The sequence below is a fragment of the Microbacterium sp. sgz311019 genome (assembly GCF_056135325.1).
Genome location: NZ_JBWAXO010000004.1, coordinates 1 through 23,696, shown reverse-complemented (window position 1 = coordinate 23,696; position 23,696 = coordinate 1). Strand labels below are relative to the sequence as shown.

General features: G+C 67.4%; 23 protein-coding genes. 9 read left to right on the top strand and 14 right to left on the bottom strand.

Translation table 11 applies throughout. From position 1 onward, the window contains the following. Positions 1–52: 52 nt before the first annotated feature. The 3 genes from AC0NZN_RS07440 to AC0NZN_RS07430 all read right to left on the bottom strand — a co-directional run bounded on the left by AC0NZN_RS07440 (position 53) and on the right by AC0NZN_RS07430 (position 2,380). Complete coding sequence (locus tag AC0NZN_RS07440; RefSeq protein ID WP_474591649.1) at positions 53–991, bottom strand: DUF1214 domain-containing protein; 939 nt, start codon at positions 989–991, stop codon at positions 53–55. A 380-nt stretch (positions 992–1,371) separates the two neighbouring features. Further along, positions 1,372–1,947 (bottom strand): GNAT family N-acetyltransferase, encoded by a 576-nt coding sequence (locus AC0NZN_RS07435; RefSeq protein ID WP_474591648.1) that lies wholly within the window; start codon positions 1,945–1,947, stop codon positions 1,372–1,374. Positions 1,948–2,050: 103 nt separating this feature from the next. Continuing rightward, positions 2,051–2,380 (bottom strand): hypothetical protein, encoded by a 330-nt coding sequence (locus AC0NZN_RS07430; protein WP_474591647.1) that lies wholly within the window; start codon positions 2,378–2,380, stop codon positions 2,051–2,053. A gap of 200 nt (positions 2,381–2,580) precedes the next feature. On the opposite strand from AC0NZN_RS07430, the gene AC0NZN_RS07425 reads away from it, so the two are divergent. Next, a complete protein-coding gene (locus AC0NZN_RS07425) occupies positions 2,581–3,804 on the top strand; it encodes an IS256 family transposase (protein ID WP_474591646.1) in 1,224 nt (407 codons plus the stop codon). A 150-nt stretch (positions 3,805–3,954) separates the two neighbouring features. Here AC0NZN_RS07425 and AC0NZN_RS07420 read toward each other — a convergent pair whose 3' ends face one another. Together AC0NZN_RS07420 and AC0NZN_RS07415 are read right to left on the bottom strand one after the other, a co-directional pair. Further along, positions 3,955–4,398, bottom strand: a complete 444-nt coding sequence (locus tag AC0NZN_RS07420) for an SRPBCC family protein (RefSeq protein ID WP_474591645.1) — start codon at positions 4,396–4,398, stop codon at positions 3,955–3,957. A gap of 95 nt (positions 4,399–4,493) precedes the next feature. After that, entirely contained in the window at positions 4,494–4,961 is a 468-nt protein-coding gene (locus AC0NZN_RS07415) for a DUF1294 domain-containing protein (RefSeq protein WP_474591644.1), read from the bottom strand. A gap of 197 nt (positions 4,962–5,158) precedes the next feature. Between AC0NZN_RS07415 and AC0NZN_RS07410 the strand changes: the two genes are divergently transcribed. Further along, on the top strand, positions 5,159–5,527 hold the full coding sequence (locus tag AC0NZN_RS07410) for a low affinity iron permease family protein (RefSeq protein WP_474591643.1): 369 nt from the start codon (positions 5,159–5,161) through the stop codon (positions 5,525–5,527). Between the two features lie 188 nt (positions 5,528–5,715). Here AC0NZN_RS07410 and AC0NZN_RS07405 read toward each other — a convergent pair whose 3' ends face one another. Beyond that, positions 5,716–6,282 (bottom strand): YbhB/YbcL family Raf kinase inhibitor-like protein, encoded by a 567-nt coding sequence (locus AC0NZN_RS07405; RefSeq protein ID WP_474591642.1) that lies wholly within the window; start codon positions 6,280–6,282, stop codon positions 5,716–5,718. 157 nt (positions 6,283–6,439) lie between these two features. Between AC0NZN_RS07405 and AC0NZN_RS07400 the strand changes: the two genes are divergently transcribed. Next, complete coding sequence (locus AC0NZN_RS07400) at positions 6,440–6,832, top strand: MarR family winged helix-turn-helix transcriptional regulator (RefSeq protein WP_474591641.1); 393 nt, start codon at positions 6,440–6,442, stop codon at positions 6,830–6,832. A gap of 41 nt (positions 6,833–6,873) precedes the next feature. Next, positions 6,874–7,080 carry a hypothetical protein gene (locus tag AC0NZN_RS07395; protein WP_474591640.1) on the top strand — a complete coding sequence of 69 codons (207 nt, stop codon included), beginning with the start codon at positions 6,874–6,876 and terminating at the stop codon, positions 7,078–7,080. A 92-nt stretch (positions 7,081–7,172) separates the two neighbouring features. Here the strand turns inward: AC0NZN_RS07395 and mmuM are convergent, their stop codons facing one another. Both mmuM and AC0NZN_RS07385 read right to left on the bottom strand, forming a co-directional pair. Beyond that, positions 7,173–8,072: a homocysteine S-methyltransferase gene (mmuM, locus tag AC0NZN_RS07390; RefSeq protein WP_474591639.1), complete on the bottom strand. Its 900-nt coding sequence runs from the start codon at positions 8,070–8,072 to the stop codon at positions 7,173–7,175. Continuing rightward, entirely contained in the window at positions 8,069–9,340 is a 1,272-nt protein-coding gene (locus tag AC0NZN_RS07385; RefSeq protein ID WP_474591638.1) for a trans-sulfuration enzyme family protein, read from the bottom strand. The genes mmuM and AC0NZN_RS07385 overlap by 4 nt, the downstream gene beginning before the upstream one ends. A 122-nt stretch (positions 9,341–9,462) precedes the next feature. Here AC0NZN_RS07385 and AC0NZN_RS07380 point away from each other — a divergent pair, with 122 nt between their 5' ends. Continuing rightward, positions 9,463–9,906 (top strand): Lrp/AsnC family transcriptional regulator, encoded by a 444-nt coding sequence (locus AC0NZN_RS07380; protein ID WP_474591637.1) that lies wholly within the window; start codon positions 9,463–9,465, stop codon positions 9,904–9,906. Positions 9,907–9,938: 32 nt separating this feature from the next. Here the strand turns inward: AC0NZN_RS07380 and AC0NZN_RS07375 are convergent, their stop codons facing one another. The 3 genes from AC0NZN_RS07375 to AC0NZN_RS07365 are packed head-to-tail and all read right to left on the bottom strand — an operon-like array spanning position 9,939 to position 13,779. After that, positions 9,939–11,318 (bottom strand): aspartate ammonia-lyase, encoded by a 1,380-nt coding sequence (locus AC0NZN_RS07375; RefSeq protein ID WP_474591636.1) that lies wholly within the window; start codon positions 11,316–11,318, stop codon positions 9,939–9,941. Continuing rightward, positions 11,315–12,727 carry an aldehyde dehydrogenase family protein gene (locus AC0NZN_RS07370; protein WP_474591635.1) on the bottom strand — a complete coding sequence of 471 codons (1,413 nt, stop codon included), beginning with the start codon at positions 12,725–12,727 and terminating at the stop codon, positions 11,315–11,317. Before AC0NZN_RS07370 ends, AC0NZN_RS07375 begins: the two co-directional genes overlap by 4 nt. Next, on the bottom strand, positions 12,724–13,779 hold the full coding sequence (locus AC0NZN_RS07365) for a homoserine dehydrogenase (RefSeq protein WP_474591634.1): 1,056 nt from the start codon (positions 13,777–13,779) through the stop codon (positions 12,724–12,726). Before AC0NZN_RS07365 ends, AC0NZN_RS07370 begins: the two co-directional genes overlap by 4 nt. A gap of 285 nt (positions 13,780–14,064) precedes the next feature. Here AC0NZN_RS07365 and AC0NZN_RS07360 point away from each other — a divergent pair, with 285 nt between their 5' ends. Genes AC0NZN_RS07360 through AC0NZN_RS07350 form a run of 3 tightly spaced genes read left to right on the top strand, consistent with a single transcriptional unit; the run spans position 14,065 to position 17,551 of the window. Further along, the gene (locus tag AC0NZN_RS07360; protein WP_474591633.1) at positions 14,065–15,588 is read left to right on the top strand and encodes an amino acid permease; all 1,524 of its coding nucleotides are present in this window, start codon (positions 14,065–14,067) and stop codon (positions 15,586–15,588) included. A gap of 27 nt (positions 15,589–15,615) precedes the next feature. Next, positions 15,616–16,761: an alanine racemase gene (gene alr, locus AC0NZN_RS07355; protein WP_474591632.1), complete on the top strand. Its 1,146-nt coding sequence runs from the start codon at positions 15,616–15,618 to the stop codon at positions 16,759–16,761. Between the two features lie 37 nt (positions 16,762–16,798). Beyond that, positions 16,799–17,551, top strand: coding sequence for an IclR family transcriptional regulator (locus AC0NZN_RS07350; protein WP_474591631.1), 753 nt, complete (start codon positions 16,799–16,801; stop codon positions 17,549–17,551). Between the two features lie 15 nt (positions 17,552–17,566). Here the strand turns inward: AC0NZN_RS07350 and AC0NZN_RS07345 are convergent, their stop codons facing one another. The 3 genes from AC0NZN_RS07345 to AC0NZN_RS07335 form a co-directional block, all read right to left on the bottom strand. Then, positions 17,567–18,361, bottom strand: coding sequence for an IclR family transcriptional regulator (locus AC0NZN_RS07345; protein ID WP_474591630.1), 795 nt, complete (start codon positions 18,359–18,361; stop codon positions 17,567–17,569). A 279-nt stretch (positions 18,362–18,640) separates the two neighbouring features. Beyond that, positions 18,641–19,432 carry an alpha/beta fold hydrolase gene (locus tag AC0NZN_RS07340; protein WP_474591629.1) on the bottom strand — a complete coding sequence of 264 codons (792 nt, stop codon included), beginning with the start codon at positions 19,430–19,432 and terminating at the stop codon, positions 18,641–18,643. Positions 19,433–19,997: 565 nt separating this feature from the next. Continuing rightward, positions 19,998–21,503 (bottom strand): DUF5597 domain-containing protein, encoded by a 1,506-nt coding sequence (locus tag AC0NZN_RS07335; RefSeq protein ID WP_474591939.1) that lies wholly within the window; start codon positions 21,501–21,503, stop codon positions 19,998–20,000. 657 nt (positions 21,504–22,160) lie between these two features. Between AC0NZN_RS07335 and AC0NZN_RS07330 the strand changes: the two genes are divergently transcribed. Further along, on the top strand, positions 22,161–23,231 hold the full coding sequence (locus AC0NZN_RS07330) for a hypothetical protein (protein ID WP_474591628.1): 1,071 nt from the start codon (positions 22,161–22,163) through the stop codon (positions 23,229–23,231). Positions 23,232–23,696: the final 465 nt, after the last annotated feature.

The window sequence follows — 23,696 nt, the reverse complement described above, 5'->3', positions numbered from 1 at the left end:
TACGGCGCCCCAGGAGTACCCCAGCCCGCGCGCGAGCCGGTCCCTTGCGGGCTTATCGGCTGAGGGTGGGGAAGGTCCACTCGCCGTTGAGGATCTCCGGGCGTGGGCGGTACAACCGCACGAGGTAGTTCCATCCCTCGGTGATGGGCAACGCGTTGGGAACGTCTGCGGGGTAGTCGCCGAAGCGGACGGTGATGGTTCCGTCGCCGTTGCGGACGCCGGTGATGTTGTTGATCGTGTACGCGCCGCGATCGTTCGGTTCGAAGAACCCCGCAGCGTTGTACACCGAGATCGACCAGAACCCGTCTACCGGGACCTCGCCGACGGTCAGCTCGTACCGCCCGACGGGAAGGCGCGGGTCGACGCCGATGTAACTCGCCTCGGTGGAGGGCAGTCCGCCCCATCCCGCGGCCGTGCCGATGAGGTGGCGAACGGGGTCGACCTGCTCCCGCGCGCCGAAGGTCCGGTCGAAACCGGTGAGGTTGCGTGCCAGGGCGAGCAGAGCATCCCGCGTCTCGTCGAGGGTCGTGGTGTCGTAGTCCGGCATGACGAACGGCTCGGATGAGCCGGTTTCCAGTCCGATCTGATCCTGCAGGTGGGCGACGGCGGCCACATCCGCCGGATCGGTGGGGTCGACGAGGATGCGGACCGCGAGCACGACATGAGGCGTACCGAACTGGGCGAGGGTGAGCGTGTACTGGCCGGCGTCGTGGAAGACGGCATCGATGTAGTGGTGCTCGTTGACGACCATCGCGGACAGGTACCGCTCACCATGCTCGGGAAGAGTGAGCGTGGCACCGGCGGTGATGTCGACCACGGCGAAGCTGTACAGCGTGTCTCGGTTCAGGCGGATCACCGTCTGCTCGTCGATCGCAGCCGGCTGACGATTATGGAGAAATCGGCCCGCGCCTCCTGCGTTCGCCTGCAGATCGCGCATCATGCGATGCGTTTCAGCGAGGGCGAAGTTGTCCACGTTGACGAGGATGCTCATGGATCCGATCCTCGCACGACGGCCTCACTACTCCCGGACGAAAGAGGACAGGTCACCCCAGTGTGACGACCGAACCGTCGCGAGGGTTTCGCTGTCCGTCGAACACCCGATGAGCAATGTGATCGGCGCTCACGCTGCGATCCTACGGTCCCCCGCGGTGCGCACGCTCGGTCGGTGAACGAGCATCTGCTGCCGCCGCACCGCCGCTACGCCTCCGTCACCGCATCCCTCCCGAAGCGGTCCTCCCACGACGGGCCGATCCTCTCCTTGATGAGCGCACCGCAGTCAGGTGCGGAACGTTCGCAGCGGGCGCCGAACGCTTTGGTCAGACCCTGGTTGTCGCGTCGGACGAGCGACGGGCCCAATCGCCAAGCTCACCGTCAGGCCGCGGGAACCTCGGTCCGCATGACCCATCGCCATTTCGCGATCTGCCGCTCGCGGGTGAATCCGTGGCGAGCGAAGAGCTCTTCGGGGCCGGTGTGGAGGAACGCGCCGCGCTGCCGCTTGCGGTCCACGGTCTGCTCCGGGTATGCCTCGACCGTCCCCCCGCCTCGGGCGCGGATCTCGTCGAGCACAGCGCCCACGGCAGCCGACGCGATGCCGCGCTCGCGGCGCCGGGACGACGTGAACACGCACCCGATCCGCCAGTCCGGGGGCGGCGCGTCCGCCTGCTCGTAGATGCGGCGGCTCTTGATGTTCGGGAGTTCGACTGGGGTGCCGAACTGGCACCAACCCACGGCGTCGTCCCCGTCGTAGACGAGCATCTGGTGCACCGCGCCCGCGCGGACGAGTTCATGCTTCGCCTCACGATTGTGCTCGTACGTCTGGCCGGGCTTGCCCACGCCGGCCGGATGGAATCCCATGCACCAGCACCCGCCCCACACGCCGCCGTTCGCCTCCACGAGCCGGACGAAGTCGGGCCAGGTGTCCTCGGTGAGCAGCCGCGTCGTGTACATGGCTATCCGCTGATCCGGCCCGTCGTCGACGTCCGCGTCTCGGCATCCAGCCTGTTCCGGTCGTCGAGCGACGCGACGTCGACGCAGCGCCTGACTGTATGCCTCACTCCGCACCTGGCCTGCTGAATGCGGAGATCGCGCTGGCGAGCAGAAGGATTACTCCGGCGCCGGCAAGGAGAAGGCCAATAGCGAGGGTTGGGTAGTCGGATGCGCTATGCGGTGGGAAGGAGAACTGGGAACCGAATACGGAGAGCGTCGGCATAGAGGACGTCGTCAGCTGATGGACGATGGACAGCTTCGCGACGAGCACGACGCTCACGCCCCCGATCACGGTCGCTACGCCGAGCACGAACAGCAGCGCGACGGTTGGGTTCCGTCGAGCGCCCATCACGGGCGTCGAAATCGCTCCTGCAACGACAGGCGCATTGGTCATGGTAGGAACATAGACCGTCCACGCGCCAAGAACGACGCCAATTCAGGCCCAGACTGTTCGGGCATCGTGGCTGCTTCTCGGTGACGTCCCCTGGGGTGGTGTAGATCTCGGGCTCGATGTCACGTCGAGGACGTGGTGAGCCATCGTGCGATGGTCAGTGAGACAACGACCAAGTCACTCACAGAAAGACACAACGCACGATGGCTCTTGACCAGTCTGCCCTCCTCGAGCTCCTCGGGGAACTCAAGCTCACCGACGTCACCGACCGGATCCGGGTGGCGACCGAAACGCTCTACCAGGAGCTGATCGACGCGGAAGCTGCCGCGTTCATCGGCGCAGCCCCGTTCGAACGCTCGCCCGATCGGACCGCGCACCGCAACGGCACCCGTCCCCGGACCCTGACCACGACCGCCGGGGAGTTGGAGTTGCGGATCCCGAAGCTGCGCACCGGGTCGTTCTTCCCGTCGCTGCTGGAACGGCGCCGCCGGGTCGATCAGGCCCTGTTCGCGGTCGTGATGGAGGCCTACGTGCACGGCGTGTCCACCCGCAAGGTCGACGACCTCGTCAAGGCACTGGGCGCGGACACCGGCATCTCCAAGTCGGAAGTGTCGCGGATCTGCGCGCACCTGGACGAGGACGTCGCCGCGTTCCGCGACCGCCCCTTGGCCGACCAGGCCTACCCGTACGTCTTCCTCGACGCGACCTACTGCAAGGCTCGTGTCGGCCGGCGGGTGGTCTCGCAGGCGGTCGTGGTAGCGGTCGGTGTGGCCGCGGACGGGCGGCGGGAGATCCTCGGGTTCGAGGTTGGGGAGACCGAGTCGCAGCCGTTCTGGACCACGTTCCTGCGCTCGTTGAAAGCCCGCGGGCTGGGCGGGGTGCAGCTGGTCATCTCCGACGCGCACACCGGGCTGATCGCCGCGATCCAGACCGTGTTCGCCGGCGCCGGGTGGCAGCGCTGCCGGGTCCACTTCATGCGCAACGTGCTCGCGAACGTCCCAAAGACCGCAGGTCCCATGGTCGCGTCGATCATCCGCACGATCTTCGCCCAACCCGACACCGACCACGTCCTGGGCCAGTTCGACGAGGTCGTCCGGATGCTCACCCGCTCGCACCCGAAGATCGCCGACATGCTCGAAGCAGCCCGCGATGACCTGCTCGCCTTCACCGCGTTCCCGACCGCGCACTGGCGGCAGATCTGGTCCACGAACCCGCTGGAACGGCTGAACAAGGAGATCAAACGCCGCACCGACGTCGTCGGCACCTTCCCCAACCCCGCCGCGCTGCTGCGCCTGGCCGGCCACGTGCTCATCGAGCAGCACGACGAATGGGACGGCGCCGACCGCCGCTACTTCTCCGAGCACTCCATGGCCCTCCTCCTCGCCGAACCAGAGGAGGTGGCCATCCCCGAACTCACCGCGGCATAATCACATCAGCTGACCCGCACGGTGTCGAGAAACTCCACCAACCAGCGGGACGTCACCTGCTTCTCGATGTTCACGCACTGTGACCCTCCGCGCGAGGTTCCGCCTCGACCGGGCGCAAGCCGGTCGTTCACCGGTCTGGCTTCGGGGGCTTCAGGACAGCGTCGAGATCAAGTGATCGTTTCGCTTCTTGATCAGCCGACGCAGGTAGGGCACGAGTACCGCGCGCTCCGCCACGCGACCGAAGATCGGTGACGCGACGGTGATGCTGTCCGTCATCCGCGATCCGTTGCCGTCGGGGACGAAGACATGCTCGTGGATGAAGGACGTGAAAGGACCGCGGACTTGCCGATCGACGAATCGGGAGGGCCGGTCGAGTTCTGCGATCTCCGAGGTCATCGTGAACCAGATCCCGAAGTGGCGCGCCCGCCACGTCACCGTCTCGCCCAGACCGATCCTGCCCGTCGTCACACCGGCGATGGCCCGCTCACCGGACTCGGACATCGACGCGATGTGCGCATCGATGTCGAGGGAGACGTCGAACATGTCCTCGACCGCGAACGGTGTCACCGTGACGAGTGTGAACGTGGAAGGCACACCCCCATCCTCCCGCCCGCGGCCGAGGTGCTGAGCGCCGAGAACGTCTCTGGCGCGGAGGCCGATCGCACTCTGCGCCTCGGTTGAGGCACCGATCAGGGAATCCCGTGCGACCCCAGCGCCCCCAGTGGGAGCTCTAGCGTGAGGCCATTGATCGTCGCGAACGTGACAAGCCCGGCTAAGGCGGCGACATTGATCACGACAGTGCCCCAGAACGCGCGGCGGAACGAGCGTTTGCGGGTCTTGTGCCGGAACAGCTGCTGCGCGATGAGCGCGCCCGGCCAGCCGCAGAACAGGCCGAGCGTGAGGAGCATCTGTTCGGAGATCCGATGGCGGTCACCACGGGCCGAAGCCTTGTCGATCCCGTATGCAGCGAAGGCTACGACGCTCAGGACGCCGTACAGCACCGGCATCCACCAGGGAAGCTCAAGCAAGGCGAAAGCGACTGCGAATACGACGACGAACGCGCCCAGCACAGACCAGCTCAGCGCCGCCGGCAATGGTCGCGAGAGATCGCGGGGGTGATCGGTGGCGGGGCGCGATCGGTCGTATCCGGTGGTCACTCGCCGATCCTAGGCGTCGGTGCGCTAGCCGCGCGCAGGTGCAGCCTCGCCCCAACCCCGCGCGGGAGGCCGTGGCGGACTCCGCCCGTCCTGGAGTGCTCATCCTGATGGAGCCTGCCGGACGGCACATGTCAAGGGTCTCGCGCGCCGGACGGGCATGGTCGAGCATGTCCATTTCGATGAGGATCGGAGCGGACATGACAACGAAGAACGGCACTGGGCTGGGCTGGTTCGACCGGTTCGCGACCGCCGCATCCAAATTCGTCAGTCGCGCCTGGTTCTTCGCGTGCTGCGTGCTGCTCGTGGTGGTGTGGGCACCGTCGATCCTGATCTTCCGTGACCTGAACACGTGGCAGCTGATCATCAACACGCTCACCACGATCGTCACGTTCCTGCTGGTCGCTCTCCTGCAGAACACCCAAGAACGCTCGGATGCCGCCACGCAAGACAAGCTCAACGCGATCGCGGACTCGCTCAGCCACCTGATGAGCGCGCAAGGACTCGACACACAGGCCGCCGAGCTGCGCGACGCCGTCGGACTCGAAATGCGCGAGAGCAGCGATTGACTCCCCCGCAAGCCGTAACCCATGCCCCGACTCGTTCGTGTGCGACCCGATGCCGATCCCGGCGCGCCGCACGGGCAGGACCGTAGTCCGCGTACGCCGCTGACGGTCCGCTTGCGGGCCTCGAACGTCAGGGGGAGGTCGGAGTGACATCGGTGCTCTGGTCTGCCGTGTGCCACTGCGTGCCGCGCTCAGCGGATTTCGTAGGTGCCGTCGAGTCGGGTGCGGGCGATGACGTGTCCGCTGATGGCTTTGAGGGTGTCGTCGAGGGTGTAGGTGTCGGGGAGTTCGACCTGCTGGTCGAGAGCGAAGAGCTGGAAGACGTAGGTGTGCGGGCCGTGGGACCGCAGGGGTAGGGGGCCGGCGTAGCCGCGGTGGCCGAGGGCGCCCCTGCCGTGTTTCAGACTTGGGATCGGGCTGGGGTGGGCGAGGCCGTTCTCCGGTATGCCGTCACGCGTCGGGTCGATGCCGATGGTGAGGGCGTGGGTGGCGGGTCTACCGGTCGGCGCGTCGGGGTCCTGCACGATGAGGACGAGTTCGGCGGTGCCGGGCGGCGGGGGCGTCCAGGCGAGGGCGGGCGAGATGTTCGGTCCGCGGAGGTGGCCGCGGTGTCGCTCGGGGATGGGCGTTCCATGGTGGAAGGCGGGGCTGGTGAGGGTGAAGCTCTCGGGCGCCTCGAGGTCGGGGCGGGCCCAGACCAGGGCCTGTTCTCCGGCGTGCCGGTTTCGCAGCAGGATGCCAAGGGGGTTGGCGGGCATGATCTGGTCCTTCCTTTTCCCCGTCTCCCGTGATCGACAACCCGATCACTGTTTAGGTGTACTAAAGACTTTCTTTTAGGTACACTAACTACTTGTGGAGACGGGTGCAAGTCCAGGCCAGCTCGGCACCGCCGACGAGTCCGTGCTGGGGGCGCGCGTGCGCACGACGGTGGGGCAGCTCTACCGGCGGTTCCGCAGCGAACGCGCCGAAGGCGCACTCGGAGACGCCGCGCTGGAGGTTCTGACCTTCCTGCACAAGAACGGTCCGCATACCCTGACGCAGCTCAGCGAGCGTGCCCAGGTCGCTCCCGCGTCGATGAGTCAGAGCGTGAACCGGCTGACATCGGCCGGATACGCGGTGCGCACCCCGGACCCCAGCGACCGCCGGAAGGTCCTGTTCAGCACGACGACCGAAGGCGCCGAACTCGCCGCCGCGACCCGCACCCAACGCAACGCTTGGCTCGACGCTCAACTCGACGCACTCAGCACTGAAGACCAGAACGCGATCGCCCGCGCCTGCGCGCTGCTCAGCGACATCGCCGACTCGTAGCGTAGGGGGCCGCGTGATAACCAAGGTCGATGGGGCACCACGTGACCGAAAGCCGGTCCCTCAGCGGACTGGTTCCGGAGACTTCAGGACAGCGTCGAGATCAGGTGATCGTTTCGCAGCTTGATCAACCGACGCAGACAGCGCACGAGTGCCACGCGCTCCACGCGACCGAAGATCGGCGGGATCAACCGCTCGACGCGCGGCGGGCGTCAATGTACGACCTGAACACCGGGCTGAACATGACGTGATCACCGAGCTCGATCACGATCCCACCAGCAAAGAGTGCAGGCCAGCCCGCGACGGGCCGCGGCGCCACGCCGCCGTCCTGCGAGCCGCATCGTCAACCCAGTGCGCGCACCATCGCCGCGATGGTTGACGGCCCGATGCGACAGCATCCACCGATGAATTGAGAGCCCGCCTCGGCCCACGCCGTCGTGAGCGCCAGGTCGAATTCCGGGTCGCCGATCCATCGACGTGCAGCGCCGTCCCACGTCTCGCCCGAGTTGGGGTAGGCGACGGCGGGTTTGCTGCTCGCGGCAGTCGCCGCCCGCACCGCCTGCAGCACATCGTCGGGGGCGCAGCAGTTCACCCCGACGGCCACGATCGAATCATGGCCGGCCGCGAGGGCGAAGGCTTCGACTGCCGGCCGGCCGTCGCGAAGTCGATCGCCGGAAACCGTGCACGACAACCAGGCGGGAATCGCGAACTCGTCAGCGAGATCCAGGAGCACCGAGACCTCGTCGAGGTCCGGGATCGTCTCGAAGGCGAGCAGGTCGGGCCCCGCGCTCGCGAGCAGTTCCAGTCGTGGGGCGTGGAAGTCGCGAAGCGCGGCGCGGGTCAACCCGTACCGACCGCGGTACTCCGATCCGTCGGCGAGCACCGCTCCGTAGGGACCGACGGATGCCGCCACCAGACGCACTACGTCGTCATCGGCTGACTCGGCGACGTCGTCGCGCACCTCGCGGGCGATCGTCACACTCCGTGTGATGAGGCTTTCCGCCTCGGTGCGCGTCATGCCGCTGCGCTCGAATCCGGGGACGCTCGCCTGATAGCTGGCGGTGGTGGCGACCTGAGCACCCGCGTCGAAGTACGCACGGTGCACCGCTGCGAGCTCACCGGGAGCATCGCGCAGCAGTCTGGCGGTCCAGAGCTCGTCGGTGAGATCGTGACCACGTTCGGCGAGCGCGTTCGAGAGGCCGCCGTCGAGCACGACCACGGGCGGCATCGTGGCGTTCGTCACCCGCTCATCCTCCCCGATCGGGCCGGGGCGGAGTCTGCGGCACGCGACTCGAAGAAGTGGATCGACGAGGGGAACGTCGCCTCGAGGGCCGCCTCGAGATCTGCGAGCAGGTCAGCTGTCTCTTCGATGCCGACCGAGAGACGCAGATGACCGAACGTGCGGAAGGGCAGCGGGTAGGTGGCCACCCGACCGCCCTCGGTCCCGGTGTGCACGATCAGTGAGTCGTCGTGCCCGAGAGAGAAGCCCGAAGTGATGAGCCGAAGGTTGGCAACGAACCGGTTCTGTGTGCCGGGATCGCCGGCGACCGCGAACGCGACCATTCCACCGTACCCGCGACCGCCGAACTGCCGCGTCGCCAGGTCGTGTTCGGGGTGTGACGGCAGGCCGGGGTAGTAGACGTACTCGACTCGCGGATCGCTCTCCAGGAACTCCGCGACGGCGAGCGCCGACGTCAGGTGCTGGCGCAGCCGCAGCGGGAGAGTCACCGAGCCGCGGTGGATCTGCCAGGCGTTGAAGGGCGAGATCACCCCCCCGACATCGACCATCGCATCGGCCTTGATCGGCTCGATGAGGTCGCGCGAGCCGATGACGGCGCCGCCCATGGCGTCGCCGTGGCCATTGATGTACTTCGTCAGGGAATGAACGACGAGGTCGGCGCCGTCGGCGATCGGACGGTAGAAGGGCGGCGGCGTGAAGGTGGAGTCCACCATCAGGATCGCTCCGGCGGCATGCGTGATCTCGCCGATCGCGCTCACGTCCGCGACCTTGGTGGTGGGGTTCGCGATGGCCTCGATGCAGACGAGCCGGGTGTTCGGGCGGAACGCGGCACGCAGCGTGTCCAGGTCGCCGACGTCGACGAACGTCGCCTCGATGCCGTACCGCTGCGGCAGCAGTTCTGTCCACAGCCTCCAGGTCGCCTCGTACGTGACGTCGCTGACGATGACGTGGTCGCCGACGCGGACGTGCGTGAAGAAGACGGCGTGGAGGGCGGCGACACCGGAGGCCAGGGCGACGGCGTCTTCGCCGCCGTCGAGGGCGGCGAGCTTGTCCTGCAGTCCCGCCTGGTTGACACCCGTGTTGCGGGTGTACAGGCCCGGCGCGGAGGCGGACCAGCTGATGTCGCTCGGGTCGTCGGGAAGCTCGTAGGAGTTCGCCATCACCAGCGGCGTCCGGAGCGCCTTCGTGGAGTCGAGGCGATTGCCGCCGTGCACGGCGAGGGTGAGGTCTGACAGGGTCTCAGCCCGTCGGCGGTCCGGCCGTTGCGACACTTCATTCCTTACTGTCCGGCGAAGAGACGTGGCATCACGGGTAGCCATCTTCGACGGCATCCCGGATCTACAGTAGTGTGTGTTATTAGCACTTGCAATTGTCAATCTTGCACGGAGGCATCGTGGCCGCATCGCATCTCGACGACATCGACCAGCAGCTGCTCGTAGCCTTGACCGCGGACGCGAGGATGCCGATGGTCGCTCTGGCCGGCAAGGTGCATCTCTCGCGCAATGCGGTGCGGCAGCGGATCGAGCGCATGGAGCGTGACGGCGTCATCGCCGGCTACAGCGTCATCAGGGGAACCGCGTCGCGGGCACGCGTGACCGCGATGGTCATGGTCTATCGCGTCGACAGGATGCGGGACGATCGGGTGATCGCCGCGTTGCGGGGCATCCCGGAGGTCACTCGTTGCGACGTGCTGTCGGGAGCTTACGACCTGTTCGTGACGCTGGAAGCCGACTCGATGGACCGCGTGGGTCAGATCTGGGAGCAGATCGCAGCCCTGCCCGGCGTGGCCGACACTGTGACTGCGGTCTCCCTGTCGCGCGCGATCGACCGCCGATGACGCTGCCGCCAGGGCACCCGGGCGGCAGCGTCTCAGTGCGCCAGCAGCGCTGCCGCCTCTTCCTGGGACAGCGCCGAGTGCTGCGCGACCGCGTCGACGATCGGGATGCCGGCGCGAAGTGCATACTGCGCCGCATGGGCGGCCGCCTCGTAGCCGATGGACGGCACCAGGGCCGTCACCGTACCGACGGACGAGGCGACGTAGCGCTCGAGCACGGTGTCGTTGGCTTCGATGCCCGCCACGCAGAACCGGCGCAGTGCCGAGACGCCGTTGGTCACCCAGCTCAGCGACTGCAGGAGCGAGTGGGCCATGATCGGCTCGAAGGCGTTCAGCTGCAGCTGGCCGCTCTCGGCGGCGACGCCGATCGTCACGTCGGCGCCCATGACCGCGAAAGCGATCTGGTTCATGACCTCGGGGATCACGGGGTTCACCTTGCCCGGCATGATCGACGACCCGGCCTGCCGGGCCGGCAGGCGGATCTCACCCAGCCCCGCCTGCGGACCGCTGGCGAGCAGCCGCAGGTCGTTGCTGATCTTCGACAACTTGATCGCGCTGCGACGGAGCACCGCGGACGACTGAAGGAAGGCGCTGGCGTCCCAGCTCGCCTCGAAGAGGTTCGCCGCCGGGGTCATCGGGAGCCCGGACCGCTCGCGGAGCCGTTCCAGCGCGACATCGCGGTAGCCGGCCGGGGCGGTCACTCCGGTCCCCACGGCGGTCCCGCCCAGACTGCACTCCAGCAGAAGCGGCACCGTGTCGCCGATGCGCGCCACGTCTTCGCGGATGGCGACGGCGAACGCGGCGAATTCGTCGCCGAGCGTCATCGGCACGGCATCCTGCAGCTGGGTGCGGCCGATCTTGACGATCGAGCCGAACGCGACGCTTCGCTCATCGAACGCCGCCGCGAGCTCCTCCAGCGCCGGCATGAGCCGCAGCAGGCCCCTCGCCACGGCGATCTTGACCGCGGTCGGGTATACGTCGTTGGTCGATTGACTCCGGTTCACGTCGTTGATGGGGTGCACCTGGTCGTAGCGGCCGCGCGGCAGCCCCAGGTGCTCCAGGGCGGCGTTGGCGATCACCTCGTTGGCGTTCATGTTCGTGCTGGTGCCGGCACCGCCCTGCAGCACGTCGACACAGAACTGATCGTGCAGCTCTCCGTCGCGCACCCTCCGGCAGGCGACGGCGATGGCCTCCGCCACGCCTGGCGGCAGCAGCCCGAGCTCATGGTTGGCGGCGGCGGCAGCATCCTTCACGGTGACGAGCGCGTCGATGAGATCGGGATGCTGTGAGATAGGCGTGCTGCTGATCGTGAAGTTCACGCGGGCCCGGGCGGTGTGGATGCCCCAGTATGCGTCGGCAGGCACCGCCAGCTCGCCGAGCGAATCGCGCTCGAGTCGGGTTTCGAGGCGGTTCATGTGTTGATGCAGACGACCTTGGGCTGGGTCATCTCCTCGTACGCGAATCGCACGCCCTCGCGACCGATGCTGCCGTACTTCGAGCCGCCGAAGGGCATGCTGTCCACGCGGTAGTCGGAGGAATCGTTGATCATCACGCCGCCGGCGTCGAGCTGCTCCGACACGCGCAGCGCGCGTGTGATGTCGCGGGTGAAGGTGGCGGCGTGCAGCGCGTAGTCGACATCGTTCGCCTGCGCGATCGCCTGCTCCTCGGTCTCGAACGGCGACAGCACGACCACCGGCGCGAACGCTTCGTCAGCCCACAGTTCGCACGAGAACGGCACTCCCTCGACGACGGTCGGCCAGTACACGCCCCCCTCTCGGCGGTGCCCCGCGAGCACGCGCGCCCCCGCCGAGACGGCATCCTCCACGAGCCGCTCAGCAGCCTCGGCGGACGCGATGGAGATCATCGGACCGACATCGGTGGTTTCGTCGCGCGGGTCGCCGGCCTTAAGAGCGATGGTCTGCGCCGCGAAGCGGTCGCGGAACTCCTCGTACACCTCGCGCTGCACCAGGATGCGTTGAGCGCCCACGCAGTTCTGCCCGGCAGCCCAGAACGCACCCGACACGCACGCCTCGACCGCGGCGGGAATGTCCGCGTCCGAGAACACGATGACCGGCGCGTTGCCGCCCAGTTCCATCGCGAGCCTCTTCAGACCGGCGTTGCGGGCGATCGCCTCGCCGGTCGCGAACCCACCGGTGAAGGAGACCATGCGCACCTCGCGGGCCGAGATGAGCGCCTGCGCCAGTTCACGGTCGCCGTGGACCACGGTGATGATCTCATCGGGCAGGCCCGCGTCGATGAGCAGGTCGACCAGGAACCGCGCGGTCAGCGGGGTCTGCTGCGACGGTTTGAGCACGACTGCGTTGCCGCCGGCGATGGCCGGCCCCAGCTTGTGCGCGACGAGGTTCAGCGCGTCGTTGTAAGGGGTGATGGCGACGATGATGCCGAGCGGCTCGCGGGTGAACCACCCGCGGCGGTTCTCGGACCCCTGGAACGCATCGAAGGGGACGACCTCTCCGGCATCGGAGCGGGACGCATCGGCCGAGAGCGAGAGCGTCATGACCGCACGAGACACCTCCTTCCGTGCCTGCCGGACGGTCTTTCCCGCCTCACGCACTATCAGGTCGGCGGCGGTCTCGGCGCGCTCGCGCAGCAGCGCACACGCCCGCTGGAGAATCTCGTGCCGTGAGAATCGCGACAACGACCTCGACAGCTGGAACCCGGTGCGAGCACGCTGCAGAATCTGCTCGAGCTGGCTCGGACCGTTCTGCGGGACGGCGCCGATGAATTCGCCATCGAACGGGCTCGTGACGATCAGGTCGGGGCACCCGGACGTGAGGTCCTGCGTGCCCTCCACGATGCTCACAGGGCGGCCTCGACGCGAGCCCGCTGATGCGCGTCGATCGCGATGATGTCGGACAGCAGGGCGTAGGCGGTCTCGATGCGCCCCGCACCCGGGCCCGAGACGGTCACCGTGCCGAGCAGATCGGTGTCGAACGACACCGCGTTCGTCGGGCCGGTGACGCTGGCGAGCGGGTGGGTGAGCGGCAGCGCCACTGGCTCGACTTTGGCGGTGACCGTTCCAGCGGCGTTGCGGAACGCCGAGCCGATCAACTTGTAACGCTTGCCTTGCGCCGCCGCGTCGATGATGTCGGCGGCCGAGACCTCGGAGATCCCGCGCCGGGTCACGTCGGCCGTGGTGATGTCGGCACCGAGGAGCTCGTTGGCGAGGATCACGACCTTCAGCTGTACGTCGGAGCCTTCGATGTCGGCCGTCGGATCAGCTTCCGCGTAACCGAGCGACTGAGCCTCCGCGACCGCGGCGTCCAGCGTCATGCCCGACTCCATCTGACCGAGCACGTAATTGCTGGTGCCGTTGAGGATGCCCTCGACCGCGTTGATGCGCAGACCCCGCAGCGTCTCGGACGCGAACCGCACGATCGGCGTGCCGCTGAGCACCGAGCCCTCGTACTGGAACGTGACGCCGTTCGCAGCCGCGAGGCGGTTCAGCTCGAGCCCGGCCAGCGCGACCGGGCCCTTGTTGGTCGTGGTGACGCTCTTCCCGCTCTCCAGTGCGGCACGCACGTGCGAGATTCCCGGCTCCCCGTCGATGGGGTTGGTGAATGTGGCTTCGACCACGATGTCGGCCGTGCTGTTGCGGATCACGTAATCGTTCTGCGGCACCGCTGTCCCGCCGGGCGTGCCGGCGAAGGTCTCGCCGTCCGCCATGGCGAAGACCCCTGCGAGGTCGATGCCCTCGGTCTGCATGAGCGATCCCAGACGGAGGTCAGTGATCGCCACGACACGCAGAGCGAAGCCGAGGTCGGCGGCGAGTTCATCGCCACGGTCGAGGATGATCTGCGCCAGCGCGCGGTTCACGCCGCCGAAGCCGATCAGCGCAATGTCATGACGGTCCACGTCGAGCTCCTTCAAAGAATCGGGAAGAGGTTCGACTCAGCATCCCCAGCGGTCGCGTCAGCCCGCGCCTGACGGATCGCTCGCGAAGGATGTCACACTGACCATGGTCCGGAAGATGTGCCCGAACCGCCCCCACACGCCGCGAATTGTGCCGGATGCCTTGTGCCCTGACCCCGACGCCCCGTAATCTGCCCGACACACATGTCGTGCACCATAGACACATTGTTGTGATCATTTGGCACGGCACCGTCACAACACCCGACTCCGACTCGAATGCGAGAAGTCATGAGCCCGCTGCCCGAACAGGCTGCGCTTCCCAACGCGCTCCCACACACCACCGCGACCCAAGTGCCGCTGCGCCGACTGCAGCGCTCGATGGATGCGCGACACCTGATCATGATCGCCCTCGGCGGAGTGATCGGCTCCGGACTCTTCTTGAGTTCGGGCTACACCATCAGTCAAGCCGGCCCGCTCGGTGCGATCATCGCCTACCTCATCGGCGCGTTCGTGGTCTGGTTGGTGATGGCCTGCCTCGGAGAACTGGCGCTGGCCTATCCCGTCTCGGGCGCGTTCCACATCTATGCCGCGCGGTCCATCGGCCCCGCCACCGGCTTCACCACCGCGTGGCTGTACTGGCTCTGCTGGGTCGTCGCCCTCGGCTCGGAGTTCACGGCATCCGGCATTCTGATGCAGCGCTGGTTCCCCGGCGTCGACGTGTGGGTATGGTGCCTGATCTTCGCGTCGGCGCTGTTCACCATCAACGCGATCTCGGCGCGAGTCTTCGGTGAGACCGAGTTCTGGTTCTCGCTGATAAAGGTGGTCGCGATCGTCGCGCTCATCGTGTTCGGCGGCCTGGCGATCTTCGGCTTCACACCGCTATCGACCGAACACCCCGCCGCCCCGCTTTTCAGCAACTTCGTCACCCCGAAGGGCCTGTTCCCGGGCGGCGTCGCCGGCGTCGTCGTCACCGCCCTCGCCGTCTTCTATGCGTTCAGCGGTTCGGAGCTGATCGGCGTCGCCGCCGGTGAGACCAAAGACCCGGGCAAGAACATCCCCCGGGCCATCCGGTCGACGGTCTTGCGCCTTCTGATCCTGTTCGTGGGGTCGATCACGGTCATCGCCGCGCTGGTCCCCTACGAGGACGCCGGCCTGACGAGCAGCCCGTTCGTGGACGTGTTCGAGCACGTCGGCATCCCCTACGCCGCCGACATCATGAACTTCGTCATCATTACCGCACTGCTCTCCGCCGGCAACAGCGGCCTGTTCTCGTGCGCCCGGATGCTGTTCTCCCTCGCAGAGGAAGGTCACGCGCCACGGGTGCTGCAGCGCCTCACCCGCCGCGGGATCCCGCTCGTGGCGCTCACGGTGAGCCTCGCGCTCGGCCTCGTCTCGCTGATCTCCAGTGTGATCGCGCCGCAGACGGTGTACCTGGTGCTGGTGTCGATCGCGGGTTTCGCCGTGGTCGCCGTGTGGATGTCGATCGTGGCGTCGCAGTTCTTCCACCGCCGCCGGTTCGTGCGCGAAGGTGGCGACATCATGGCGCTGCCGTACCGAACCCCGTTCTACCCGGCACTCCCCATTGTGGCGTTCGTGCTGCTGTCGATCTCGCTTGTGGCTATCGCGTTCGACCCGAACCAGGTCGCCGCCCTGTACTTCGGGGTTCCGTTCGTGGGGCTGTGCTACCTGTTCTTCTGGTGGCGCTACGGACGCCGTGGCGCCCGCCCGGTTGTCGCCGTGTCGGAGGAAGCTCCCGTCGATCCGGCCGACGACCCCGCCGCCGAAGAGCCCATCGGTCAGCCCCGCGGGTAAACCGCGCGGACCAGGCGACTGCCACGCATGAGCACCACGAGTCCCGTCTGGGTCGAGATCGACGCCGGCGCCATCACCCACAACCTCGACGTCGTGCGAGGCGAGCTCGGCATCGCGCGGCTCTGCGGGGTGGTGAAGGCGGATGCGTATGGCCACGGCATCCCGGTCGTCCTGCCGATCCTGATGGCGGCCGGTATCGACACGATCGGGATCACCTCCAACCAGGAGGCCGAGCAGGCACGACGGCTGGGATTCCCGGGACGCATCATCCGCCTCCGGGCGGCACTGCACGAAGAGATCCAGGAGGGTGGCCTGCTTGATATCGAAGAGTGGGTGGGCGGCGGCGATCACGCGCGTGTGGTGACCGCAGCCGCCCGCTCGCTCGGGCGTCCTCTTCGCGTCCATCTCTCCCTCAACTCCACGGGGCTCGGTCGAGATGGAATGGACTGGGACGACCCTCAGTCGCAGTCTCACCTGCAACGCATCGCAGCGAGCCCCGAGCTCGGCGTCGTCGGAATCTGCTCGCACTTCCCATGCGAAGACGCCGACGATGTGCGCGCCGGCGCCCGTGACTTCCGGAACCAGGCCGACGCGGCCGAACGGGTGCTGGCTGCTCCGCGCGGCCGGTTGGAGAAGCACTGCGCCACCTCCTACGCGGCGCTGGCCGTCCCCGACTCGCGCATGGACATGGTCCGGATCGGGGCCGCGCTCTACGGCGACACCTCGGCCTCGATTCCTGACCTGCGCCCCGCCATGAGGCTCGTGTCGCGCATCGCGGCGATCAACCCGTATCCGGCTGGCAGCACGGTCGGATACGACAGGGCCGCACGCCTCGATCGCACGAGCCGCGTGGCCGTCGTACCCGTCGGCTACGCCGACGGGTACCCGCGCACGCTGGGCGGACGGGCGCAGGTTCTCGTGCGCGGCGCGTTCGCGCCCGTGATCGATCGACTGGCGATGAACAGTCTGGTGATCGACGTGACCCAATTGCCGTCGGCTCAGGTCGGCGACGAAGTGGTACTTTACGGGCGGCAGGGATCCGCACAGATCTGTTCCGCGGACATCGAACGGGCAAGCGGAACCATCGCCGCCGGCTCGTACACCGCCTGGGCTCGGCTGAACCCGCGCGTCGTTGTCGACGTGCCGGCTCCCGAAGCCGTCCCCATCCGGTAACCGGCCCCACCCCTCGGCCCAGAAAGCACCCCAGATCATGAGCGCCCCGTCCTCACTCCTGCAGGGTCTCGCGCTCCTTGACGCGGCGGTGGCCCAGGAGCGATCGGGAAGGCAAGGACACAATGTCTCACGCCTTGCCGAGACCACGGGTATCGAGCGCAGCCGCGTCTCGCGACTCACGCGCGAGCTGCGAGAACTCGGCTACCTCGATCGCGACAACGCTGCGGTGCTGAAAGCGGGCGACGGTTACTTCCGCGCCGCCGGGGCTCTGAGCCGACCGTGGCTCCGAGCGGCACGCGAGAGTCTGCGCGTGCTCGCCTCCACGTTGGGGGTTTCGGCGCAACTGGTCGCCGCCGAGGGGCCGGGCGCGATCCTGCTCCGTTCCGAGAAGGGCCCGGGCGTCTCCGCGGACTACCTGCGCCCCGGCATCCTGACCCCCATCTGGTGCACCGGACCAGGCCGGGCCCTCCTTTGGGACCACACGCGCGATGAACTCGAAACCCTCCTCGCCGACGTGCAATTCGTCGGAGTCGGCGGACCGGGTGCGGCGAGATCGGTCGATCAGCTCCAGCAGCTGCTGGAGCGGGACCGCAAGCTCGGCATGGTGGATGCCCGCGAGGAATACGTCGAAGGGGTGCAGGACTTCGCGCTGCCGATCCGCGATGAGCGCGGCATCGTGGTGTCCATCGGCATCAGCAGCGTCGGGCTCTCGGAGCGCCGCGCGCCCGAAGCGCAGAGTGCGCTCCACGACGCCTGCGCACGGCTGAGCGAACTCATCCAGGATTCGTGAGCAACCCGGACCGCGTCACTCGCCCCGAGCCTCGCCCCCGCCGAGCATCGCCGACAGACGCTGCGCAGACGCGGCGCACGCCGCTCCCAGATCCTCCGACCTCGGCTCCAGGCGGTGCCGTTCCCCCACAATCTGCAGACCAGCGATGACTTCGCCCCGGAAGTCCCACACCGGTGCCGACACTGAGTACAGGCCCGGTTCGGCCTCCTCCGCCACGATCGCGTAGCCCCTGGCCCGCGACTCCGTCAGGCGCACGAGGAACTCGTCGACCGATGCGGCGGCGTTGGGGCCGGCGCTGCGGAAGCTCGTGCGACTGAATACGCCGCGAACCTCCTCATCGGAGGCATCCCACAACACGGCCTGACCCGCGTCACTGCAGAACGCCGGATACGCTCGCCCGATCCAGGAACCGATCAACCGAGCCGAGGGCGGCACGCTCTCGACGATAGTGACCGTCGCATCGCCCTCGAGGACTCCGAGGAAGCACGCCTCCCCCACGTCCGCTGACAGCTCGTCCAGAATCGTGAGGCCCTCGCTGCGGAGACGCCTTTCGACCAGCTGCTCCGCCGAGGCGTACCAGCCCCACGCCAGTCGGTAGCGACCGTCGGGTCCTCGCGCCACCAGCCGCTCCGCCGCCAGCGCCGCAAGAGTGCGAGAGACCTGCGACCGATCGCGCTCCAGAGCTCGGGCGATGGTTTGCACGGACACCCCTTGCCCGCTCGCCGCCGTCAGCTCGGCGACGCAGGACACCACATCCATCCCGCGGCCCATACTGGTCCGCTCGGGAGCGACATCGTCACGCAGCGTCACAAGGAGAGGATATCGAGGTGGGCAAGTGCGGCTCGGCTCGCCAGGCGGTGACGGAGCGCAACGGTAGCGGTAAGTAACCATGTGGGGCTCGCGATGGCGTGGACCATCGCCGCGATCGCCGCAATCCTCGGTGTGATATCCATTCTTTGAGCCGTTCCCCGCTGGGCCGGGCCACCCCGGCCGGAGGTGCCGTGACGGCCGTATACGGATGTCGAACGAGCGCGCCGCGAGCCGTACCTGCCCCGCGCCGAAATCGGAGTCGGCGAGGTGTTCGTCCGCTCAGTCGCGGGTCTCGGCATACTGGGCGATGATCGTGGCGAGTTCGTCAACGCCTTGGGTGTTTGCAGTGTGGCCCTGGGACGGCATGAGGGCGCGGCTGCAATGGGGCAGGATCTGCTCAAGCGCGTCCAGCCTGGCGGCGAGATGGGAGGGGCTCTTCGCCCCGCCGAGCAGGAGCACGGGCGTGGCGATGCCGCGGTATACATCACGGCGGTCGCCGAGTGCGATGAGCGCGCTGAGGTCGTCGATCTGGCGCGGGACGAGAGCCCTGTATTTCGGCATGAACGGTAGGGCGGCGCGGGTCAGCCACGCGACCGTCGTTGGGATGCGGACGACGTCTCGTAGGAAGATCGCCAACGCCACGCCGGGCTTGCCCGCGTCCACCGCTGCGCGGGCCGCTGCCTCGGCTGCTGGCTCGCCGAGCGGCAGATCTGTGACCACCGGGGGCTCGTAGAGCACGGCGCCGGTGAAGGCGTGCGGCATCGCCACCAGTGCCTCGAGCGCGACCACGGCACCGGAGGAGTGGCCGACCAGGAGCATCCGTTCGTCCACGGCGTGAGCCAGCGCCTCGATATCGCGCACCTCGTCGGCGATCGTGACCGGTGCGGGCAGGTCAAGGCGGTACTGGCGCCTGCGCAGCCGCAGCACGCGGAAGCGGTCGATCAGGGCTGCCGCGACCCTGGCATAGCCGGAGCCGTCGTCCATCCCCGGTGGCACGACAAGGATGATCGGGCCGGAGCCCTCGTCGAACGCCTCGACATCGATCCCATCCGAGGCAGTGGTCTCGAGCATCCCTGCGCTCCTTCGCGATACCGCACGGCAAACCACGCTTGCCTATCGTCACATTAGCGACGAGAAGTCCCCTCTTGAGCTCTCCGTACAGCCCCCGAGGTCAGAACATGATCGACACCGCGCGATGTTCGCAAGCGGCTCCCAAGGTGGAGCTGCCGCTCGGAGCGATCGGTCAGCGTGCGGGCGGCAACGAAGAAATCTAGAGCTCACCGTCCTTTACGGGTCCCGGCTTGGGCGAGTGGACGCACCAGCCGACCGAGATCAGCGGTCCCAGGAACAACGAAGCGACGGCCGCCGCTGCGACGCCCGCCCACATGAGCCACACCCGGTTCCACGGATGCCTTGTCTCCACGTTCGCCATCCAATCGCGTTCGTCGCAGCGGCACCACACCATCCGTATCCGGGCACTGCACGCAAGCGGGCCCGGGACGCGCAGCTGTCACCTGCAGGATTGCCATCCGCCTGCACGCGGTCGCTCCGACGCGAGCCGACGAAGAACGCCACGCTCCGGACAATGGGCCTGCGGGGGCGGGAAACGACCGCTGCGACCCTTGGGGCTCTTCCGTCAGGACGCAAGCAGGGTGATACGCGCGGCGGTGATCGAGTTGTTGCCGAGGATGTTGAGGCGTTCGTCGCCATTGAGGATGCGTCCGTCTGTCCAGGAGCCGTTCGTTAGTCGGAGCTCGCGGACACTGTCGATTTCCAGTGCGGCTTCTTTCCGGGAGAAGTCGATCATCGCGTTCTGGCCGATTGCGATGAACTCCAGCCGACCGGTGGCGATGAGGATCCCGAACGCGCGGTCGTCGGCGGGCTGCTCGCCGTGGCTGTTCGAGGTCATCTCGTTGGGCAGTGCAGCCGGGACCGGCAATTGAACTCCGACGTCAAGAAGCATTCGAGCGAACAATTTGGGGGCGTTCCGGACGGTGACGGTGACGTCCTGAACGGTAGCGGTGACGGCGTCGACCTCATCGCCTAGGGCGAATCCGATGATCCGTCCGTCGTGTTGTGCGGCGAGAATTTCGGGCATGAGCGCGAGTAGTTGCCTCATCGCGCCGAAGTACTGGCTGTCTTCCCGGACGTCGTCAATTCCGAAGGCGTGGTAGCCGATCGCGTTGAATCCGCCGATGGCCAAGAACGCGTCACCTGTGTGGACGCGCGCTTCGGGAACGAACAGGGGGTTGGTTGTCGAGGCATACTCCGCCATCACCGTCGCGCTGTCCGATACGTAGATGTCGGGCGCGATGAAGTCGAGTGATGGTGCCGCGGCGCGCCAGACGCCGCCCATCCGCGCCGTCGGTCCACCGCTGGGGTACTGCCCGGGCAAGTCCTGCCCCGGCTGCGGGCCGAGCCACGCATTCGCGTACGCGGGAAGCGGCTTGATGGTCTTACCGGCGTCGGCGAGCGCACCGAGGTAGCGAGCGAAGCCCCACGCCATGAACACCTCGTCGGCGAGAGGATTTCCCGGTCCGAATCGCTCCTCCCACGTCGCGCTCCGCTCGGCCGGACCGGCGAACAGGCTGAGGATGTCCTCATGGAAGCCGAAGCTGTCCTCCTCGATTGCGGAGAGCAGTGCGGCAGGGATCGGAGAGTTCCACGCTTCAACGGCGGCCGCCGAGTAGTCGCGTGCCGCGCCGAGGAGGCCCACTTCGTTCTCCACCTGCATCATCACGACTGTGTGCTGCGGATCCGCCTCGCGGAGATGCCGCATCAACGCGGTGTAGGCGCTCAGGTCCGCCCGTCGGAGTTCCGCGGAAAAGACGGACAGCACGGGTCGTGGCATCGACCCGTCGTACGTGAAGGGCGCCGTATACGGCGATGGGCCGCGGTCCGCCCGCGGGAAACGTTCCCGATCGGCCCGGACCCACGTCGGCGCGTACGTGGACGACGCGTTCTTGAACGCTCCGAACCAGATGAGGACGAGGCGCACCCCGGCCGACCGCGCCCCATGCAGAAGGTCATCGACTACCCCGAAGTCGAAGCGTCCCTCGTCGGGCTCGACCTGATCCCAGCCGACGGACGCGATGACCGAGCTGATCCCCGAGCGCCCGAGGCCGTCCCAGATCGGTGCCATGTGGATCGCATCCGACGAGCTGGAATTGTGCAGCTCGCCACCGAGGCACAAGAACGGCTTGCCGTCTACCAGCAATCGCACATGATCACCGGAGCGTTCCAGCGTGGGAATCGTCGTCATCAAAACTCCAAAGTAGAGGGCCCCGAGCCGCTCCGACCACCTTCCGAGCGACTCGCTGCAACTTTAGTCTGTTTTCGACAGTACTTCGTGCGACCTGCTCAACGAAGTCGACGCCCGACAGCCATCCCCAACCGGGCATTGCCCCTTACCGGCGGGTGGCGGGCGGGGGACGTCGAGTTCGATGGCGATTGCTCTGCGGGCAGTGATGGGTCAGGCGCTCGGCGGCTCGATTGTGCTTATCGGGGTCTGGGTGCGGCGCACCGGAGTCAGAACTGTGGCGTGGTGCTGAAGAAGGCGCCGGGGCGCAGCGCGGTGTCCTACCGCGTTCGGGGCTTCGACCGAAGGTCCTGACTCACATCCGGAAGCGTCGGTCGACGTCGATTGACGTTGCGCCGGTCGAGGTTCAGACTGCGATGGTAACTGGTTGGTTCAACCGCCCACCTGGCTCTGGCGGCGCGATCGCACCAGGGACTATTCAGAGAAGGGGGCGTCGCCGTGCCCATTGCCCACACTTCCACCCTCCAGTCGGCTGGCCCGTTGCTCATTGCGGCAGACGCCGCGCCCGGCGGCGCAGTTCTGCTCTTCGCGGCAGATGTCGCGGCCGCCACCATTCATGCTTTCGAGCTCCCCGCCGAGACCGCCACCGTGGCATCCGAAACCATTCGGATCGATCGACTGGGCGCCAAGCTCGCGTCGCTCGTGGGCGTGGATCCGGATGACGTGGTCATTCGCGGAATCGCCGCGCATCCCGTCTCGCACGATGTCTATCTGTCCATCGCGCGCGGTCGTGGAGCCGAAGCTGCTGCCGTCGTCGTGCGGGCCAATGCGAGCGGCGAGGTTGAGATCGTGGATCTGGAAGGACTCCCCATGGCGTCCTTCGTCCTGGACGATGCCCCGAGCGACGAGGACGACCGCAGGGACTTCTGGCTCGACGGTCGCGACGAGGGCTCAGCGCCCCGAGAGATCAACGGCGTCATGCTCGATGTGGTTCAGGTTCCCGTGGCTCGGTCGACGATCACCGGCCTCGCGTGGACGGATGGCCGTCTCATCGTGGCCGGCATGAGCAACGAAGAGTTCTCGTCACGGCTGAGACTGATCGACTACCCGTTCGACGAGCCTGCGGTGGAGACGTCTGTCGAGATCTTCCACGTGGACCACGGCCGGTATGAGACGGGATCGCCGATCCGTGCGCTCACTCCTTTCGACTCCGGCAGGAGTGTCCTCGCCACTTACACGTGCACCCCGGTCGTGAGCTTCGCGATCGACGAGCTGAACGACGGCGGGCTCGTGCGCGGGAGGACCGTCGCCGAACTTGGTCCGATGAACCAGCCGTTCAGCATCGTGTCCTACGAGCGCGACGGTGAGGAGTTCCTTCTGGTGTCGAACACGCGGCATCCGCTTTTGAAGATCCCGGCCGCGTCCATCGCCTCGCAGCCGCACCTCGATGTCCCCGCGTCCCAGGAGGGCGCCTCGCGCGGTGTGCCGCGCGAGAGTCTCGACCACCCCGGGGTGACGTGGATGGCGAGCCTTGGCCGGGACAGTGTGGTCGTGGTGCAGAGCATCGACGGAGAGGTAAATCTGCGGACCCTTCGCGCCGAGGAGCTGTGACCGAGGTCGCCCTTCGCTGGGATGCCGGTGTCCTGATGCTGGCGGGCATCAGCGAGCCCGGCGAGCTCGTCGTCGCCCCGGCATCCGCGTTCGCGCTCGACAGTCGACCGGTCCCGACGGCCGGGTCGTGGGATGTCGTGGGCGGCACGGCCCGATTCACTCCGATGTTCCCCCCGATTCCCGGGACCGAGTTCGTCGTGGCCCGGAGAATCGCTGACCACTGGAGCCCCATCGGTTCGGCAGTGGTACCCACCCTGCTCCTGGATCGTCGTGCGACGGTGGAACGCGGTCAAGCCCCGGGGCGTGGTGTAGCGGTCGGTGATCCTTCTTCGTTTGATGGTTAGGCGCTGAGTTCGAGGAGGGTGTCGGTGTTCACCTCGATTCCGGTGTCGGCGACGAGAGTGAGCCTGGACTTCGCGAGCATCTCGAGGCCGAGGTAGCGGCGTCCTTCGACCCATTCGTCGG

Excerpts from the sequence above, each read along its gene's own strand:
- AC0NZN_RS07435 (WP_474591648.1), bottom strand. The coding sequence starts at position 1,947 with ATGTACACGACGCGGCTGCTCACCGAGGACACCTGGCCCGACTTCGTC.
- AC0NZN_RS07405 (WP_474591642.1), bottom strand. The coding sequence starts at position 6,282 with ATGCCCGCCAACCCCCTTGGCATCCTGCTGCGAAACCGGCACGCCGGA.
- AC0NZN_RS07410 (WP_474591643.1), top strand. The coding sequence starts at position 5,159 with ATGACAACGAAGAACGGCACTGGGCTGGGCTGGTTCGACCGGTTCGCG.
- AC0NZN_RS07360 (WP_474591633.1), top strand. The coding sequence starts at position 14,065 with ATGAGCCCGCTGCCCGAACAGGCTGCGCTTCCCAACGCGCTCCCACAC.
- AC0NZN_RS07440 (WP_474591649.1), bottom strand. The coding sequence starts at position 991 with ATGAGCATCCTCGTCAACGTGGACAACTTCGCCCTCGCTGAAACGCAT.
- AC0NZN_RS07425 (WP_474591646.1), top strand. The coding sequence starts at position 2,581 with ATGGCTCTTGACCAGTCTGCCCTCCTCGAGCTCCTCGGGGAACTCAAG.
- AC0NZN_RS07430 (WP_474591647.1), bottom strand. The coding sequence starts at position 2,380 with ATGACCAATGCGCCTGTCGTTGCAGGAGCGATTTCGACGCCCGTGATG.
- AC0NZN_RS07340 (WP_474591629.1), bottom strand. The coding sequence starts at position 19,432 with ATGCTCGAGACCACTGCCTCGGATGGGATCGATGTCGAGGCGTTCGAC.
- AC0NZN_RS07375 (WP_474591636.1), bottom strand. The coding sequence starts at position 11,318 with ATGAACCGCCTCGAAACCCGACTCGAGCGCGATTCGCTCGGCGAGCTG.
- AC0NZN_RS07335 (WP_474591939.1), bottom strand. The coding sequence starts at position 21,503 with ATGGCACCGATCTGGGACGGCCTCGGGCGCTCGGGGATCAGCTCGGTC.
- alr (WP_474591632.1), top strand. The coding sequence starts at position 15,616 with ATGAGCACCACGAGTCCCGTCTGGGTCGAGATCGACGCCGGCGCCATC.
- AC0NZN_RS07350 (WP_474591631.1), top strand. The coding sequence starts at position 16,799 with ATGAGCGCCCCGTCCTCACTCCTGCAGGGTCTCGCGCTCCTTGACGCG.